At 46.3% G+C, this 17110-nt stretch carries 15 protein-coding genes; 8 read left to right on the top strand and 7 right to left on the bottom strand.

Going from position 1 to position 17110, the window contains the following annotated elements:
- The 4 genes from B3D59_RS09995 to cimA form a co-directional block, all read left to right on the top strand.
- On the top strand, window positions 1-454 hold a 454-nt coding region (locus tag B3D59_RS09995), incomplete at its 5' end, for a dihydroxy-acid dehydratase (protein WP_286819466.1).
- Window positions 455-465: 11 nt separating this feature from the next.
- Window positions 466-2157, top strand: a complete 1692-nt coding sequence (ilvB, locus tag B3D59_RS09990) for a biosynthetic-type acetolactate synthase large subunit (protein ID WP_286819465.1) — start codon at window positions 466-468, stop codon at window positions 2155-2157.
- A gap of 13 nt (window positions 2158-2170) precedes the next feature.
- Entirely contained in the window at window positions 2171-2662 is a 492-nt protein-coding gene (gene ilvN / locus B3D59_RS09985; RefSeq protein WP_286819462.1) for an acetolactate synthase small subunit, read from the top strand.
- The gene (gene cimA, locus B3D59_RS09980; protein WP_286819461.1) at window positions 2659-4299 is read left to right on the top strand and encodes a citramalate synthase; all 1641 of its coding nucleotides are present in this window, start codon (window positions 2659-2661) and stop codon (window positions 4297-4299) included. Before ilvN ends, cimA begins: the two co-directional genes overlap by 4 nt.
- 71 nt (window positions 4300-4370) lie before the next feature.
- Here the strand turns inward: cimA and lepA are convergent, their stop codons facing one another.
- Window positions 4371-6173: a translation elongation factor 4 gene (gene lepA, locus B3D59_RS09975; RefSeq protein ID WP_286819460.1), complete on the bottom strand. Its 1803-nt coding sequence runs from the start codon at window positions 6171-6173 to the stop codon at window positions 4371-4373.
- Between the two features lie 130 nt (window positions 6174-6303).
- Here lepA and B3D59_RS09970 point away from each other — a divergent pair, with 130 nt between their 5' ends.
- On the top strand, window positions 6304-7203 hold the full coding sequence (locus B3D59_RS09970) for a GGDEF domain-containing response regulator (RefSeq protein WP_286819458.1): 900 nt from the start codon (window positions 6304-6306) through the stop codon (window positions 7201-7203).
- Between the two features lie 142 nt (window positions 7204-7345).
- Window positions 7346-8794: a DUF4214 domain-containing protein gene (locus B3D59_RS09965; RefSeq protein WP_286819457.1), complete on the top strand. Its 1449-nt coding sequence runs from the start codon at window positions 7346-7348 to the stop codon at window positions 8792-8794.
- A 71-nt stretch (window positions 8795-8865) separates the two neighbouring features.
- On the opposite strand, the gene B3D59_RS09960 is transcribed toward B3D59_RS09965, so the two are convergent.
- From B3D59_RS09960 to B3D59_RS09940, 5 genes are all read right to left on the bottom strand, one after another.
- Window positions 8866-9843, bottom strand: a complete 978-nt coding sequence (locus tag B3D59_RS09960) for a hypothetical protein (RefSeq protein ID WP_286819454.1) — start codon at window positions 9841-9843, stop codon at window positions 8866-8868.
- A gap of 16 nt (window positions 9844-9859) precedes the next feature.
- The gene (gene nadC / locus B3D59_RS09955; RefSeq protein WP_286819451.1) at window positions 9860-10687 is read right to left on the bottom strand and encodes a carboxylating nicotinate-nucleotide diphosphorylase; all 828 of its coding nucleotides are present in this window, start codon (window positions 10685-10687) and stop codon (window positions 9860-9862) included.
- Window positions 10688-10697: 10 nt separating this feature from the next.
- Complete coding sequence (locus tag B3D59_RS09950; protein ID WP_286819445.1) at window positions 10698-13367, bottom strand: valine--tRNA ligase; 2670 nt, start codon at window positions 13365-13367, stop codon at window positions 10698-10700.
- Between the two features lie 191 nt (window positions 13368-13558).
- On the bottom strand, window positions 13559-13894 hold the full coding sequence (locus B3D59_RS09945) for a hypothetical protein (protein ID WP_286819440.1): 336 nt from the start codon (window positions 13892-13894) through the stop codon (window positions 13559-13561).
- Window positions 13895-14086: 192 nt separating this feature from the next.
- Window positions 14087-14854 carry a TerB family tellurite resistance protein gene (locus tag B3D59_RS09940; protein ID WP_286819439.1) on the bottom strand — a complete coding sequence of 256 codons (768 nt, stop codon included), beginning with the start codon at window positions 14852-14854 and terminating at the stop codon, window positions 14087-14089.
- 119 nt (window positions 14855-14973) lie between these two features.
- Between B3D59_RS09940 and B3D59_RS09935 the strand changes: the two genes are divergently transcribed.
- Together B3D59_RS09935 and B3D59_RS09930 are read left to right on the top strand one after the other, a co-directional pair.
- On the top strand, window positions 14974-15237 hold the full coding sequence (locus B3D59_RS09935) for a hypothetical protein (RefSeq protein ID WP_286819437.1): 264 nt from the start codon (window positions 14974-14976) through the stop codon (window positions 15235-15237).
- A 165-nt stretch (window positions 15238-15402) separates the two neighbouring features.
- Complete coding sequence (locus B3D59_RS09930) at window positions 15403-15699, top strand: BON domain-containing protein (protein ID WP_216594023.1); 297 nt, start codon at window positions 15403-15405, stop codon at window positions 15697-15699.
- On the opposite strand, the gene B3D59_RS09925 is transcribed toward B3D59_RS09930, so the two are convergent.
- Window positions 15692-17110 (bottom strand): OB-fold nucleic acid binding domain-containing protein (locus tag B3D59_RS09925; RefSeq protein ID WP_349676884.1); only part of this gene is annotated, 1419 nt, incomplete at its 5' end. The two genes, B3D59_RS09930 and B3D59_RS09925, sit on opposite strands and share 8 nt — an antisense overlap.

Genomic DNA, 17110 nt, shown 5'->3' with positions numbered 1-17110 from the left:
GGCCAGGGTGTTTGACTCCGAGGAACAAGCATTTGACGCAATTATGGACGGAAAAATCAATCCGGGCGATGTCATCGTCATCCGGTACGAGGGACCGGCCGGGGGACCAGGCATGCGCGAGATGCTCACCCCCACATCAGCCATTGCAGGCATGGGGCTTGATGATCGGTGTGCTCTGATCACGGACGGTCGGTTTTCCGGTGGCACCAAAGGCGCCAGCATCGGTCATGTATCTCCTGAAGCTGCCCAGGGGGGGCTGATTGCCTTTGTGAATGAAGGTGATCAAATTCGCATTGATATTCCAAACAAAACCATTGAATTAATGGTACCTGAAGAAGAACTGACCCGGCGAAAAGCAGGCTGGAAAAAACCCGAACCCAAAATCAAAAAAGGTTATATGGCCCGTTATGCCAAGATGGTAACATCTGCCGGCAATGGCGCCATATTTAAATAAAGGAGCGGATAATGAAACTGACAGGGGCTCAAATCCTCATTAAGATGATAAAGGCGCAGGGTGTTGATACTATGTTCGGGTATCCCGGCGGTGCCACCATTGATATCCATGATGAAATTCTTAAACATGACGACCTGCGCCATATTGTGGTCAGACACGAACAGGGTGCCGTTCACATGGCCGATGCCTATGCAAGGGCGCATAAAACCACCGGCGTTGCATTGGTCACCTCAGGACCCGGTGCCACAAATGCCGTAACGGGATTGGCATCAGCCCATTGTGATTCCATTCCCATCGTTGTTTTTACAGGTCAGGTCCCCACAGCCCTTATCGGCAACGATGCGTTCCAGGAAGTGGACATTGTGGGTATCACACGCCCCTGCACCAAACACAACTACCTGGTTAAAGATCCAAACAAACTTGCGGAAATTATTCAGGAAGCCTTTTTCATTGCCAGGTCCGGACGCCCGGGGCCGGTGCTCGTCGATCTGCCCAAGGATATTGTCCAGGCTATGATTGATTTTCAAATGCCCGAACCTATGAAAATGCGCAACTACAAGCCCAACTACAAACCCAATAAAAAGCAGATAGCAACGGCTGTAAAAATGCTCAAAGAGGCGCGCCGGCCGGTAATGTTCGGGGGTGGAGGTCTCATTTTATCAGGAGCAAGCAAGGAATTTACCCGGATCGCAAAATTTGCCAAGCTCCCGGTTACGGCATCCCTGATGGGACTTGGTGCCTTTCCGGGAACTGATGAGAATTGGCTGGGTATGTTGGGCATGCACGGCACCTACCGGGCCAATATGAGTATCGGCCACAGCGACCTGATTTTTGCGGCCGGTGTAAGGTTTGATGACCGGGTAACCGGCAACCTTGAAAAATTTGCACCTGACGCCAAAATCATTCAAATCGACATTGATCCCACATCCATCCATAAAAATGTTGACGTTGACTGCCCCATTGTCGGTGACTGCAAAATGGCCCTGGCAGATATTGCCGCGCTTATGGAAAAAGAAGCACCTGAAAATTTTATGAACGACCGGGTTGCATGGCTTAAACGCATCAACGAGTGGAAAGAGTTAACACCCCTGAAGTACGACCAATCCTTTGACACCATCAAGCCGCAATATGTAGTTGAAAAATTGTATGAGGTCACCAAAGGCAAGGCCATTGTTACCACGGAAGTCGGGCAAAATCAGATGTGGACGGCCCAGTACTATCATTTTGAAGCACCCAACCATTTCATAACATCCGGCGGCCTTGGTGTTATGGGGTTTGGCCTTCCCGCAGCCATAGGTGCCAAAGCCGCGGCCCCTGACAAAACGGTTGTCTGTGTGGCAGGGGATGGCTCGATCCAGATGAATTCCCAGGAATTGATGACGGCTGTTGCTGAGAAACTGGATGTAAAAATCGTTATTTTAAACAACCGCTATCTTGGCATGGTGCGCCAGTGGCAGGAATTTTTCTACAAAAAAGTATATGCAGACACCAATATGGAGGCCCAGCCCGATTTTGTGAAGCTTGCCGAGGCATACGGGGCAACCGGTTTCAGGTGTGACGATCCGGCCAAGGTGATTCAGACCCTTGAAACGGGCCTGAACACCCCAGGCACAGTAATTATGGACTTTATTGTCGAACGTGAAGAATCGGTCTATCCCATGGTTCCGGCAGGCGGGGCCATCACTGACATGCTTCTGGTTTAAAAGGATAATTGATATGGAAACCAACAGATATATTTTATCAATTCTTGTGGACAATGAACCGGGGGTTCTGTCCCGGATTTCAGGCCTGTTCTCCGGCCGCGGGTTTAACATTGACTCCTTAAGCGTTGCAAAAACAGCAGAGCCGGACGTCTCAGTGGTCACCCTTGCCACCTGCTGTGACGAACACGTCATAGAACAGATCAAAAAGCAGCTGCATAAACTGATCAATGTCATAACGGTTAATGATTTAACGGGAAAAAAGTATGTGGAGCGTGAGCTTGTCCTTGTCAAGGTTCATGCAAAAACTGAAAAACGGGCCGAAATTATGCGTATCGTTGATATTTTCAGATCCAGGATCGTTGATGTGGGGGTCTCACATTTTATTGTGGAAGTGTCGGGTGATTCCGGAAAAATCCATGCGTTTATTGAGCTGATGAAACCCATGGGCATTATTGAAATTGCGTCCACCGGCACCATCGCCCTTGGCAGGGAGAATGTAAAATGAATACGCTAAAAACAAAGAAAAAAGCCTTGCTTTACGACACCACCTTGCGTGACGGGATGCAGGGGGAGAACATATTCTTCTCCCCCGAGGATAAGCTTAAGATCGCCATGCGCCTTGATGATGCCGGAATCCACTACATTGAAGGGGGCTGGCCCGGGTCCAATCCCGGGGCCCAGGCGTTTTTTGATCTGGTCAGGGATAAACAGTTCAAACAGGCCAAGATCTGCGCATTCGGATCCACGAGAAGACAAAACTCAACCTGTGAACAAGACGGCAACATCAAGGCGCTTATCGATTCAGGTGCGCCTGTGGTAACGATTTTCGGCAAATCCTGGGACCTGCATGTAATTGACATTATGAATAATACCCGGGAAGAAAATCTTGCCATGATTACACAAACCGTATCCTATCTCAAGGCACAGGGCCGTGAAGTACTCTATGATGCCGAACATTTTTACGACGGATATAAAGCCAATGCCGATTTTGCTTTAGAAACCCTGGAAGCGGCTGTGGAAGGGGGGAGCAGGTGCCTGGTGCTTTGCGACACCAACGGCGGCAGCCTCCCCTGTGATATCGACACCATCACCCGGGCAACCATTGCTCATTTCAAGGATTATGATGATGTCATTTTCGGCGTGCATACACACAATGACTGTGCCATGGCTGTTGCCAACACCATCAACGCGGTTCATGCCGGTGCGACCATGGTGCAGGGCACGATAAACGGATATGGCGAACGCTGCGGCAATGCCGATCTCACAGCGATTATCCCTGTCCTGTCCCTTAAAATGAACAGGGCGTGTATCAGCGAAGAGAACCTGGCTAAGCTGCGGGCGCTGTCCAGGTTTGTATCGGAGACCGCAAATATGGCGCCCGTGTCCAGCAGAGCATTTGTGGGCCGTTCTGCTTTCACGCATAAAGGCGGGGTTCATGTGTCGGCCATCATGAAAAATCCCAAAGCTTATGAACATATGGCTCCGGAACTTGTGGGCAACCGCCGCAGGGTTCTGGTCTCCGAGCAGTCCGGCAAGAGCAACATCGCTTACAAGGCCAAGGAGCTTGGAGTTGATCTGGGCGATGATGAATCCAAAAAATCTCTGATTGTCAACAACATCAAGGAGATGGAAAACTACGGGTATGAGTTTGATGCGGCCGAAGGAACCCTAAAACTGCTCATGGAAAAACTCACCGAGCAATATCAATCCCATTTTGAACTCGAATCCTTCAGGGTGGTGGTGGAAAAGGACAAGGAAAGACCCTGTTATTCCCATGCCATGATCAAAATCCGGGTTGGAGACAAAACCGAAATCACCTCAGCCGAAGGCGAGGGTCCGGTATCTGCCCTTGATAATGCCCTAAGAAAGGCATTGGCCACCATGTATCCCAGCGTCAAGGATCTTCATCTGGTGGATTTTAAGGTTCGCGTCATTGACGGATCCGACGGCACAGATGCCAGGGTCAGGGTGTTGATTGAATCACGGGATACGAACCACAACTTTTCAACCATTGGTGTTTCCGAGGATATCATTGAAGCCTCATGGCAGGCTCTGGCGGACAGCTTTCAGTATAAACTGTCGCTGGAACATAAAGGGCAGAAAAATGATGAAAAGAATAAAAAGAATCGAATATCAGCATAAATAGATTAGGTGATGACGGGCTTCATGACCCCCCCCTGACCTTTAAAAGTCAGGGGTTTTTTCGACACAAATCAATCAGATTTCAACACAGACAGGAACGCCGACTGAGGGATCTCCACAGCGCCAACCATCTTCATTCTTTTTTTGCCTTTTTTCTGTTTTTCCAGAAGCTTACGCTTTCTTGAAATATCACCGCCATAACATTTGGCTGTAACATCTTTGCGATAAGCTGAAATGGTTTCTCTCGCAATAATTTTGCCGCCAATGGCACCCTGGATGGGTATTTTAAACTGCTGTCTTGGGATTTCTTCACGCAGTTTTTTGCAAGCACCTCTTGCCTTGGTCTCTGCCTTGTCCCGGTGAATCAGCATGGAAAGCGCATCCACGCGTTCTCCGTTTATCAGAAAATCCAATTTTACAAGATTTGTTTCCTGAAAGCCGGCCATTTGATAATCAAAGGAGCCATATCCCTGGGTCACACTTTTAAGACGGTCATAAAATTCATAAACCACCTCGGCCAGAGGCAGAATAAATTTCATTTCCATACGGTTGGAGGTCAGATACTGATAATTGGTACTGACGCCGCGAAATTCATGACAAACCTGCATGACATTTCCCATATACTTATCCGGTACAATGATGGACGCTTTGATAATGGGCTCCCTGACGCATTTGATTTCTGTGGGGTCAGGGTATTCTGTTGGATTATCAATTATCTTAACTTCCCCTGACACGTATGTGACTTCATACTGGACCGAAGGCGAGGTTAAAATCAGTGAAATGTCATATTCCCGCTCAAGGCGTTCCTGCACGACTTCGAGATGTAAAAGCCCCAGGAACCCACAGCGGTACCCGAAACCCAGTGCTGCAGATGAATCTTTTTCATAAATCAGGGAGGCATCATTCAGCTTGAGTTTTTCCAGGGCGTCGGTCAATTCCACATAATCATCGGATGCCACCGGATACATTGACGAAAACACCACAGGCGTGGGTTCCCTGAAACCGCCGAGCGCCTTGTCGCACCGTTTGTCCGGCATGGTCACCGTATCGCCTATTTTGACATCGGATATAAGCTTTATCCCTGCAATAAAATACCCAACCTGCCCTGCTTCAAGGCTTTTCTGGGGATTATGCTTGATCTGGAACAGTCCCACTTCTTCGACCTTATACGTCGCATTATTGGACATAAATTGTATCCGGTCCCCTTTTTTGATATTTCCCTCAAAAATCCTGACATGAATGATAACCCCTCTGAAAGCATCATAGTGAGAATCAAATATCAACGCCTTGAATGCGCCCGTATTTTCCACGGTGGGACCGGGTATCCTGTCAACAATAGCCTGAAAAACCTTGTCCACACCTGTGCCCACTTTTGCAGACACAAGGAGCGCCTGTTCACTGTCAAGGCCTAAATCTTCATCAATCTGGTTTTTGACCCATTCGATCTCAGCAGAAGGCAGGTCAATTTTATTGATGATCGGAAGAACCTCAAGCCCATGTTCCATGGCAAGATATAGGTTGGCAAGGGTCTGGGCCTCTACCCCCTGGGATGCGTCGGTCAGTATCAAAGCGCCTTCGCAGGAGGCAAGAGCCCTTGACACTTCATAGGAAAAATCCACATGCCCCGGTGTATCAATGAGGTTCAGCAGAAATTTACTGCCGTCCGGTGCCGTATAAGGAAGGGACACGGTCTGGGATTTTATGGTGATTCCCCTTTCCCGCTCAATATCCATGGAGTCCAGGATCTGCTCTTTCATATCCCGATCCTCTATAATACCGGACAGTTGTATCAGTCGGTCAGACAGGGTTGATTTACCATGGTCGATATGCGCAATAATAGAAAAATTTCTAATATGAAGGTGATCGTATTTCAATTAAGCTCCAAACTAAGAGTTGACAAAAAAGCTGTATCTATACATATTAAGGCTATACATTTATCAATTGTATTTTGCAGTGTCAAGAAAAGCCGCTGTTCAGGGAGTTCTATTTGTATCGGAGAAGCCAATGGCCCATGCCATCCTCATTGTTGATGATGATATAGCAATTAAAGAATCTGTAGAAGAGTTTTTAAAATTGATGGCCTATGAGGTCAAAAGTGCTGAAAGTGCATTCCATGCCGTTGATATTCTGAAAACGTTTCAACCCGATATTGTTTTGACGGATATCATGATGCAGGGAATGGACGGGCTTGAACTAACCCGTCTGATCAGGGATCAATACGATATTGATGTCATGGTCATGACCGGGTATTCTGCTGATTATTCCTATGAGGAGGCCATTAATGCCGGAGCCAGTGATTTCATCTTCAAGCCGTTCCGCTTTGAAGAACTGAACTTAAGAATCAAACGAATGCTCAGGGAAGCTGCATTTAAAAGGGAAAGGGATAAGCTTCTAAAAGATATGAAGCAGCTGGCCATAACCGACGGGTTAACAGGCCTGTTCAATTCCCGACAGTTTTTTCATCAGATCAAGCAAGAGGTCGAACGTTCTCAGCGCTATTCCCGGAATTTATCACTGCTTATGCTGGATATTGATTTTTTTAAAAAATACAACGATACCTGGGGACATTTAGAAGGAGATAAAGTGCTGATGAGCATGGGCATGATCATCTCTTCCTGTCTGCGCAGCATGGACTCCGCCTACCGCTACGGGGGTGAGGAATTTGCCGTTCTTTTACCGGAAACAGAGTTGACTGAAGCCTGTCTGGTGGGCAGCCGCATTAAAGACAATGTGCAAAAAGCGGTATTCATACCCAATCACGGTGTGCAGACATCGGTAACCGTAAGCATCGGGGCAGCACAGATTGTCAAGGGTGAAGACCTTACCTCATTTATCAAACGCACAGATAACGCATTATACCTTTCCAAGAAAAACGGCCGCAACCAGTTAACCGTAGCCCGTTAATTTCGTCTTCTAAAAATTAATAATCCATGATAAAATTTCAGCCTATTCAAAAAAGCAGAAAAAGACGTAAATACAGCAGGGCACATTCACAGGTGATCCTGTTATGTTTTTCTAAACTTAATTTAAAAAGAATGAGGTGCACATGAAAAAAAATCTATTGGTCGTAATGGGGTTGTTTTTACTGTACGGTAATTCTCATGCCGTTAGTTCTCTATCGCATGAGGAAATTCAACAACGTGTTACTGAAATTTATGTAGCAACGTTTGAGAGGGCGCCGGCTTTAAGGGGTTTAGAGTACTGGACCAAAGAAGTTGAATTCGGCACTTTTACTATTGAGAATGTGGCACAATCTTTTTTTAACCAACCGGAAACCCAGGCAAAATTTCCAACAGGATCCAGCAATGCAGAATTCATCACCACAGTTTTTAATAATACATTAAGCCGTGATCCAGCGCAAGCAGGGCTTGCCTATTGGGTAGATGGGCTGGAGAGCGGTGAGTTTAGGCGAGACCAGGCTATTATGGCTATCATCAATGGTGCAAAAGATGAAACCCACAGTCCAACAGATGCCGCTATGTTGGCCAAAAAGACCGAAATCGGCCTTTTGTTTGCGAACTCCAAAATCGGAAATTTAACTACCAATGAAAATTTTATGGAGTGGGCAAAAAACATCGTATCGTATGCTACAGATAGTGATTTTAGCATAGATGATGCCCAAGCATATATCGCGGCAGCGCTTCCCTCTGAACTGGAAGCGGACATTGAGAGCTACCTTGCGCTGATCTCTTCTGTAAGTGATATGTCTCCCATGATTGACGAAATTTCAACCCTGCTGGAAGAAATTTTAAATGGCGACTCTTCTGTGGTAACCATCACCCCCCCTATGGAGACTCTGGACATTTCAAATTTGCCCTCTGCCATAAATGTTAGGGCTGATTTCGGTGCCGGATATACCCCTGAAGGAAGCAGTTCAACATATACAGGTCTGGTGCTAATCAATATTACCGATATCGTTATGACTCAAACCGGCCTTTCCGCCAATGCAGCAATCACCGCCACAAATGTCCAGCGAGACAGCCGGCTGATTCTTAACGGAGCCATGACGCTCGGAATAAGTCTGGCCGCATCCGGAGAAGACGCGATTATACAGGCAAACCTTAATTTTTCAAATCTTCAATCTGTAGACGTTTCAATGAACGGCAGAATGCAAATTAGCATGCCTTTTAGCGATTCATCCGAACAACCCATTATCCTCACACTTACCAATTTTGAAACCTCGGACATGCAAGCCTCCGGAACGATCATTGTAACGCCTGTCTCCACTGATATTTACGATATGGCATTAGACTTGACGACCCATGAAGGAGATGTCAACGGAACAGCGAGAATAAATAGCACAACGTCACCTCAAACCATCATATCAACACCCGCCGACCCCATCACCGTAGGCGAGTATAGTGTTATTTTCAATAATGTAATAATGGATGAAGAGGTTTGTACGGATACCGCTGCGGGCGGTAATATTGTCATCACAGGGGATTCTGAAACAAAAACCATCACCTTTAACAACTGCGCATATACAGTAAAATAGATAGGTCAAGAATGGATGGTATCCAGGGATATCATCCATTCCATTCGTCATCTTTTGCCCAAAGACAGAAATCAGAATACGGGAAAAGGCGATTTCAACGCTTGAATCTCTTCGAGCAGATCGCTTTGCATGATCAGATAGGGTAACACAATGCCGGTCTCTTCTGTGCCGTCACAACTGTATACATGGGGGTCATCAGGTACGATTTGGAATCCCATAGCCAGCAATTGATAAACGAAAACCGGATTCGAAAATGGACTCACTTCCGTTGGGACATATGCCAGAAGCCCTTCCGGGCTGTTACGAGCATAGTCCACCATTTCCTGAGCACTCATTCTGACATTCTTAATACAAAGACCTGCATACACCTCAAACAAGGTGGTCCAATAGTCGGAACAGCCGGCCCCCCCTTCAAATCCATCATCAATCAAATAGATATAGCGATCCCACAGTTGGCCTGAGTGCTCAAGTACAAATTGGTAAGGAAGATTTGTCGCCAAGTCGTTTTCCAATTTTGAAAAGAGTAAATCTTCATGGGTGCGCACCTGCTCATATGCAGTATTGATAAACCGCATTGCCCAACGATTCTCCATCATACGTTTATCGTGAATACGTTGAGTCTCTGGGTGGCGAAGGATTCCAAAATCAGATCCCAAGCAGATTAACGATAAGCGGCCACCGCCTTCCAGCGAATATAGATTGAGTTCAATTGCATACGCCAGGCCTTTTGAATCTTTTCCCATATACACCATAACATGGTTAAAAGGCCCTGGAATTACATAATTGATATTTTCACGGTCCACGGGGTCATCAATTTGATTGATATGGTCACCTGTAAAAATCAGATCCCATCTTCGCAAAGGTAAAAAGACTGTTTTATCATTTAAAGCGTAATTAGCCGGAAAATAATAGGTCTGATCCTTGAGTTCATACAGATTTATGTTCTCATTTGTCGATGTTGAATTTTGTAGCGTTACTGCATAGGAAGGTGTGATGAATATCGTTAACACAAGGAGCAATAGCAAACAAATTCTGGAAATTGTCAGCATACCATATTTCTCAAAATTAATTTTGAATACGCAAACTTAGATCCACAGATACCGCCTGATGGGTGAGCGCGCCGCAGGAAATAATATCCACACCGGTTCCGGCAATGGCATTTAACGTCTTCAAACTAACATTACCCGAGGCTTCCACCATCGCCCGCTTTCCAATCAGCGTCACGGCTTTGGTCATGGCATCAATGTCCATATTGTCCAGCATAATAACATCAGCCCGGGCATCAAGTGCCTGCTGCACCTGGTCCATATTCGAAACCTCCACTTCCACCTTCATCAGATGGCAAGCCCTGGCCCGGACAAGGGAAACGGCCGCCGCAATGGAGCCTGCAGCCGCAATATGGTTGTCCTTGATCAGAATGCCGTCATAAAGGGCAAATCTGTGATTAGAACCCCCCCCTGCCCGGACAGCATCTTTTTCTATTTTTCGCCAGCCTGGTGTTGTTTTTCTTGTGTCCACCAGCCTGACTTTTGGATTATCCAGGGTCTTGACAAATTTTCGTGTCAGGGTCGCAATACCGGAAAGCCGCTGCAGAAAATTTAAAGCCACACGTTCAGCTGTCAGAATAGAGCGGATATCACCAGTGATGCTAAATATGACCTCATCTTTTTTAATGGTGTCCGAATCATTAAAATGATTTTTACACTTCATTGATGGATCTACAAAATGGAATACTTTTTTTGCCACATCGATTCCTGCCAGGATAAAATCCTGTTTGGCTACAATAATGGCGGTTTTTTCCTGGGGATGAAGGAAAATACTTTCCGTGGTCACATCCCCAAGACCGGTATCTTCAAAAAGCGCCAGCCGGATGATCTGTTCTGTGATATCCATATATACGTTTTCAATCCTGTTTCAGATTCTTAACCCGATCCAGATTCACCGTAATTTTATCCTGCTTTTCTTTAAGTTCTTCATGTTGTGACTTGACCTTCTCAATAACATCTTCCGGGGCTTTTTCAAGGAAGCTATCATTGTTCAGTCGTTTCTGGATATTGTTCAACTCGTTGGTGTTTTTCTCCAGCTCCTTTTCAAGACGACTGATTTCCTTGTCAAAATCAATTACACCGTCCAGGCAGACATAGCAAGTAGTGGCCCCTGAAACTGTGGTGGCGGAAGATTCAGGCGGATTCTCTGCGTCACAGAAAGAGAGATTCTCAAGGGTGGCGAGATTGATAATGACAGATTTGTTTTCGGCAATCAGCAGTTTTTCTGAGCTTTCTGCCGTAGTGGCCAGGACCTTAACCCTGATGGATGGCTGGATGTTCATCTCAGATCTGACATTTCGGATACCTGAAATCAAAGAGAACATAAATTCCATCTCTTTTTCACAATCCGGATCTTTAAATTTTTTAAACTCATCCTCATTATAGGGAAACGTGGCCTTCATCACAGAACCTTTTGTGCCCGGAAGGATATTGTAAATTTCTTCGGTAACAAAGGGCATGAAAGGATGCAGCATGATGACAATATCTTCAAGCACTTTTGCCAGAACAGCACGGGCAGCGTCACGCCGGTCTGCCCCTAACTTTTCATACAGGGCGGGCTTGGCAGCCTCAAGGTACCAGTCGCAGAATTCATGCCATACAAACTGATAAACGGCAGAAGCGGCTTCATTGAACCGGTATTCGTCAATTCCCTGTTTAACGGCCAAAGATGTTTCAGTACACCTGGATAAAATCCAGCGATCCGTCAGGCTCAGGGCAAGATTGTCAGTCAATGCGTTTTTTTCAGTAATGTGCATCAGGGTAAATCTGGCCGCATTCCATAACTTGTTGACAAAATTTCTGTACCCTTCGACCCTTGATTCGGACATTTTAACGTCCCTGCCCTGGGCGGCAAAAGCAGCCAGGGTAAACCTGAACGCATCTGCCCCGTATTCATCAATCACCTTGAGCGGATCAATAACATTCCCCTTGGACTTGGACATTTTCTTCCCGTGTTCATCTCTGACCAGGGCGTGGATATAAACATCCTTGAACGGGACTTCATCGTCCATGAAATGAATGCCCATCATCATCATCCTGGCAACCCAGAAAAACAGAATGTCAAATCCTGTAACCAGAACATTGGTCGGATAAAAGGTTTGCAAAAGATTCGTTTTTTCAGGCCAGCCCATCGTGGAAAATGGCCAGAGGGCTGAAGAAAACCAGGTGTCAAGGACATCGGTTTCCTGAACAATATTTTGGGAACCGCATTTGGGGCAGGAATCAGGATCCGTCTCTTCAACAATAACGGCCTTGCAATCCGGGCATTTCCATACCGGGATGCGGTGACCCCACCAGATCTGACGGGATATGCACCAGTCCCTGATATTATCCATCCACTCAAAATAGGTTTTGGACCAGTTGTCAGGAATAATCCTGGTTCTGCCGTCCCGTACGGCCTGGGCTGCCTTTGCAGCCAGCGGCCCTACCTTGACAAACCATTGCTTGGAAATGGAAGGCTCCACATCGGTGTGGCAGCGGTAGCAATTGCCCACGCTGTGTTTCAATGGTTCTTTTTTCTCAAGAAGGCCCAACTCTTCAAGCGCTTTAACAGCTTTTTTCCGGCATTCAAACCGGTCAAGACCTGCGAACCGCCCTGCCCCTTCGAGCATTGCACCGGCATCATCAATCACTTTTAATTTTTTCAGGCCGTGTTTTTCACCCAGATGAAAATCATTGGGATCATGAGCCGGGGTGATTTTCAGGGCGCCGGTACCAAAATGGGTATCCACATATTCATCCCGGATAATGGGAATTAGGCGATCTGTCAGGGGCAGCTGAACTTCTGTTTCTTCAAGGTTCTTGAAGCGTTCATCTTCAGGGTTAACTGCCACAGCCATATCCCCAAAAAGGGTTTCAGGCCGGGTCGTCGCAACGGTCAGCCCTTTTTTCTGGCTGCCTCTGAACGGATAGCGGATATAATAGAGGTAACCGTCCTTTTCTGCGTATTCAACCTCAAGGTCTGCGAGAGCGGTCTTGCATCTGGGACACCAGTTAATAATATACTGGTCTTCATAAATCAGGCCCTCCTTGTACAGACGGACAAACACTTTACGTACAGCCTCGGAAAGTCCTTCGTCCATGGTGAAGCGTTCCCGGTCCCAGTCACAGGATGCACCAAGACGCTTGAGCTGGTTGATGATGGCACCACCTGATTTTTCCCGCCATTTCCAGACTTCCTCAATAAAGGCTTCCCGACCGACTTGATCACGGTTTTTGCCTTCGGCCGCCAGTTTACGCTCCACCACATTCTGGGTGGCGATTCCGGCGTGATCAGTTCCCGGCATCCAAAGCACATTCTGCCCCAAAAGCCTTCTGTATCTGCACATGATATCCTGGATAACGTTATTTAGGGCATGCCCCATGTGAAGCACGCCAGTGACGTTGGGCGGTGGAATAACAATTGAAAAGGGGATTTTGTCACTTTTGTCTTCAGCTCTAAAAAAACCGTTTTCAAGCCAAAATGAATACCATTTCTCTTCAATCTCTTTCGGTGAATATCCTTTGTCCAGGGAATCCGAACACATAATTCAACTCCTCAAACCCTTTTAATGTGACAGCCTCATACAATACGGGGCTGTGTAAAATTTTGTCGTGAACCGCCAAGCGTTTTACAAAACAAGGCAGCCCAAGGCTATTTAATCAAAAAAGGGGATTGAATCAATCCCCGTCACGTTAATAAAAACTTTTAAAAATTAAGTCAATCGTTTAATCAGACCTAACCAATATCATCCAGGTCTTTCTTAAGTCCGGCTTTAATATCTTCTATTTCACGTTTGATAACTTTTTCCATCACTTCAAAAAGGATTTTTTCAATGGTTGCAGAAAATTTTTTCTCTATAATTTTTTCAAGGACAGCTTCTATATCGACCCGGTCCAGTGACGGCATGATATTTTCACCCTCTCTTAAGGGTAAAAAAACATCATCAGAAAGCAACGCTTCGGGAGCCGAAGCTTCCTGGGTCAGTTCAATTATTTCCTGGTCTTCTCGGGATGATTCTTCGGTGACCACGTCGGTCAGTTCAATGACATCATCATCATAATCTTGAACCATAAAAGCCTCATATTGTCCTGACGTTAAAGCGTTAGATTTTATATTTACGAGACTAAAAATCTATCAGAGCAGATAAAAAGTGTCAACAATTTATTCTTTTTTCAAATAGTTGAGCAATCTTGTGCATGTCACTATACCGGAAGGCCTATCAATTATATATACCGCTTACTTGTTCTTCCAGTAGTGGCCGGATCAAAATCCCCGGCTTTTTCTGATGTGCTCGTAAGCGGCCTGGATTTCAGTGAATTTATCCGTGGCAAACTTGACAAATTCTTCGGGCAGCCCCTTGGCCTGAATTTTATCCGGGTGATACTCCTGGACCAGGGTCCGGTATTTCTTTTTGATCTCCTCATTGCTTGCATTTTCATCGCATTGAAGAACAGCATAATAGGGATCTGATTTTTTCACATACCTGGATTTAAGCCGGTTATAATCCAACAGGGAAAATCTGAAAATCCGTGAAGCTGACAAAAGCATCTGCTCCTCGACATCAGAAATACTTCCGTCAGCCGAAGAGACCCTGAGCAGCACATCCATCATCAACTCAATGATATTAGACTGGTATTTAAACACCGAATAAAATTGCTCGGCAAATCCCTCAAAGGTCTGGGAAGATGTCACGGCATTTCTGAAAATATTTTTTGCCGTCTCACGGCTTGCTTGATCAAGTTGAAGATCATTGACCATAAAGCGTTCAACTGCTTTTATCTCCTCTTCATTGATCCGGCCGTCTGCTTTGCTGATTTTAGCCAGCATGGAAAAAGCCGCAGTAAAGAAGAGCAGCTGAGCTTCTTCATTGGCAGACAGGCCCGGTCCATTACTACCCGGAATAGAACGTAAATACTCATCTTCCCTTTTGTCCACAAAAGCGTGGCCAAAAGCAGCCCCTGCCACAGCACCCAAAGGACCGCCTAAAGCCAGTCCGATGGTACCGCCAACTATTTTTCCAAGCCAACCCATACAAAAAACCTTTGAATTCCCTTACCCCTAATATCAGGTTTAGTCTTGCCACAAAAACGAAGATTATATATAAACACTCAAATCCCCATCGTCAAACCATTAACTGGAAAAAGCAAAGCGTGCTGATTAAAAACATCATGGGAGCAATGATCATCCTTTTGAATATGGCCGGCCTGGGATATCTGTTTTTTCTTGGAATTTCAGAATTTTTTGCAGATCGCGACGCGGATGACCAAGAGGGGTTCAACAATGTTGAAAAACTCGGAAACACTACAGGCCAACCGATTGTGATTGACGAAGACATCATTCCCGACGAAGATGATCTCCTAAAGGATATGGACCTTTCAGATCTTGACAGTATAGATCTGAACGATTTTGACTAACAGCCATGCGCATTCAACCCACAACAAACAATGAAACTTGAAGATTCCAAAAACGCAGGGCTAAAATGCGCACCGCAGGTGTTTCGCCCTCTTGTCTCCTGCATCTTGTTTCTTGTTTCTTGTTTCTTGATGCCCGGCTGTGGATCCAAAAATACCGGGTCACCGGTGTACTACCAATCTGATACCGAAGAAAGCGCTCGGTCACCCGTAGGATTTGTCAGTGATACGGTGCTTATGGCCCGGGTAAAATCCAAATTTATGTCCGATGACATGGTGGATGATCATGGAATTCACATAAAGGTCCGCCATGGGGTGGTCTATCTTGATGGATGGGTATCCGATACATACCAGCGCCGCATGGCCGAGGACCTGGTCAGAAGTATTGACGGGGTGGGCCGGGTGGTAAGTCGCCTTCAGATCTCCAATCCCGGCACCGTTTTTATCAATCCGGACATCAGGTGACCTGTTTTTGGGACCAGCGCTTTTTCTTTTTCACCTTCTCTTTTACAGGCGCGCATCTGGTTTCAATCGTGCCGGGGCCAAGGATGGTTTCAATCTCCTGAAAAAAACCGGGACAGGCATCGGACTTATATTCATCCGACAATTTAACCATCACATCCGGGTGTCCTGCATTGATGTGAATGTTGAATAAGGAAACACAATTGCCGGGATACCGCTCAATCACGGGTTTGAGCTGATCAAATACATCAGGTTTATGCTGTTGCGCATCCACCTGCATCACAATACCGGCAGCCCAAAGGGTTTCAGCCTGGGTTGCCGGAACAATTGCTTCACCCAGCAGCTTGACCGTATTCTCTTTCTTTTGGACCTCTGCTTCAACAATGACAACCTGCTCCTGGGACAAAAACGTATGGGTCCTGGCATAAAGAGTTGGAAACACTACAAGCTCCACGGTTGAATACTGGTCCTCAAGGTTGCAAAAGGCCATCAGGTCCCCTTTCTTGGTCTTGTGAATCTTCTGAACCTTGAGATTCCCGCCGATGCGGATCATCTTTTCATCTTCAACATCTTGAAGCGTAACCGTGTTAACATTGGCAAATTTACGTATGATATCCGCATAATCATCCATAGGATGGCCGGTGATGTAAAACCCCAATGCTTCTTTTTCCAACTCCAGCAACACTTTGCCCTCCCACTCGTCCATGTCAGGCATTCTTGGGATATTGGAGGGGAGACAAATGCCCACACCTGAATCGGCAAACAGATCCAGCTGGGCATCTGCCTTCTCCTTCTGGATTCTGGAACCATGGTCCAATGCATCCTCAAGCACCGCCATCATCTGGGCGCGTTTGTCGCCGGTGGCGTCCAAGGCGCCGCATTTAATCAGGGCTTCAAGCACTTTTTTATTGGCCTTGCTCAGGTTTACCCGTTCGCAGAAATTATAAAGGCTGGTATATTCACCTTCCTTTTCACAATTTTCCACAATAGATTCAATGGCGGCTTCTCCCACGCCTTTAATAGCAGCCAGACCAAAGCGGATACAATCATTATCCACATTGAAAAAGGCGTCACTCTCGTTGACATCCGGGGGCAGAACCTTGATGTTATGGGCTTTGCATTCATCCATGTACTTGAGCACCGCATCTGAGTTGCTGCGTTCAGACGTCATCAGGGCGGCGATGAACTCAACGGGGAAATGGGCTTTAAGAAAAGCGGTCTGAAATGCAATCAGGGCATAGGCTGCTGAATGGGACTTGTTAAAGCCGTAGCCGCCGAATTTCTCCATCAGGTTAAAAAGCTCTTCAGTCTTTTGGGAATCATGGCCGTTTTCCTGGGCACCCTTCATAAAAAGGGTCCGGTGCTCCTCCATCATGGTGGCAATCTTTTTTCCCATGGCTTTTCGAAGCCCGTT

It is taken from the genome of Desulfobacter sp. UBA2225 (assembly GCF_002348205.1).
GTDB classification, from domain to species: domain Bacteria; phylum Desulfobacterota; class Desulfobacteria; order Desulfobacterales; family Desulfobacteraceae; genus Desulfobacter; species Desulfobacter postgatei.
Note: the sequence above shows the minus strand (reverse complement) of the source record. Positions and strands in the feature narration are given on the sequence as shown.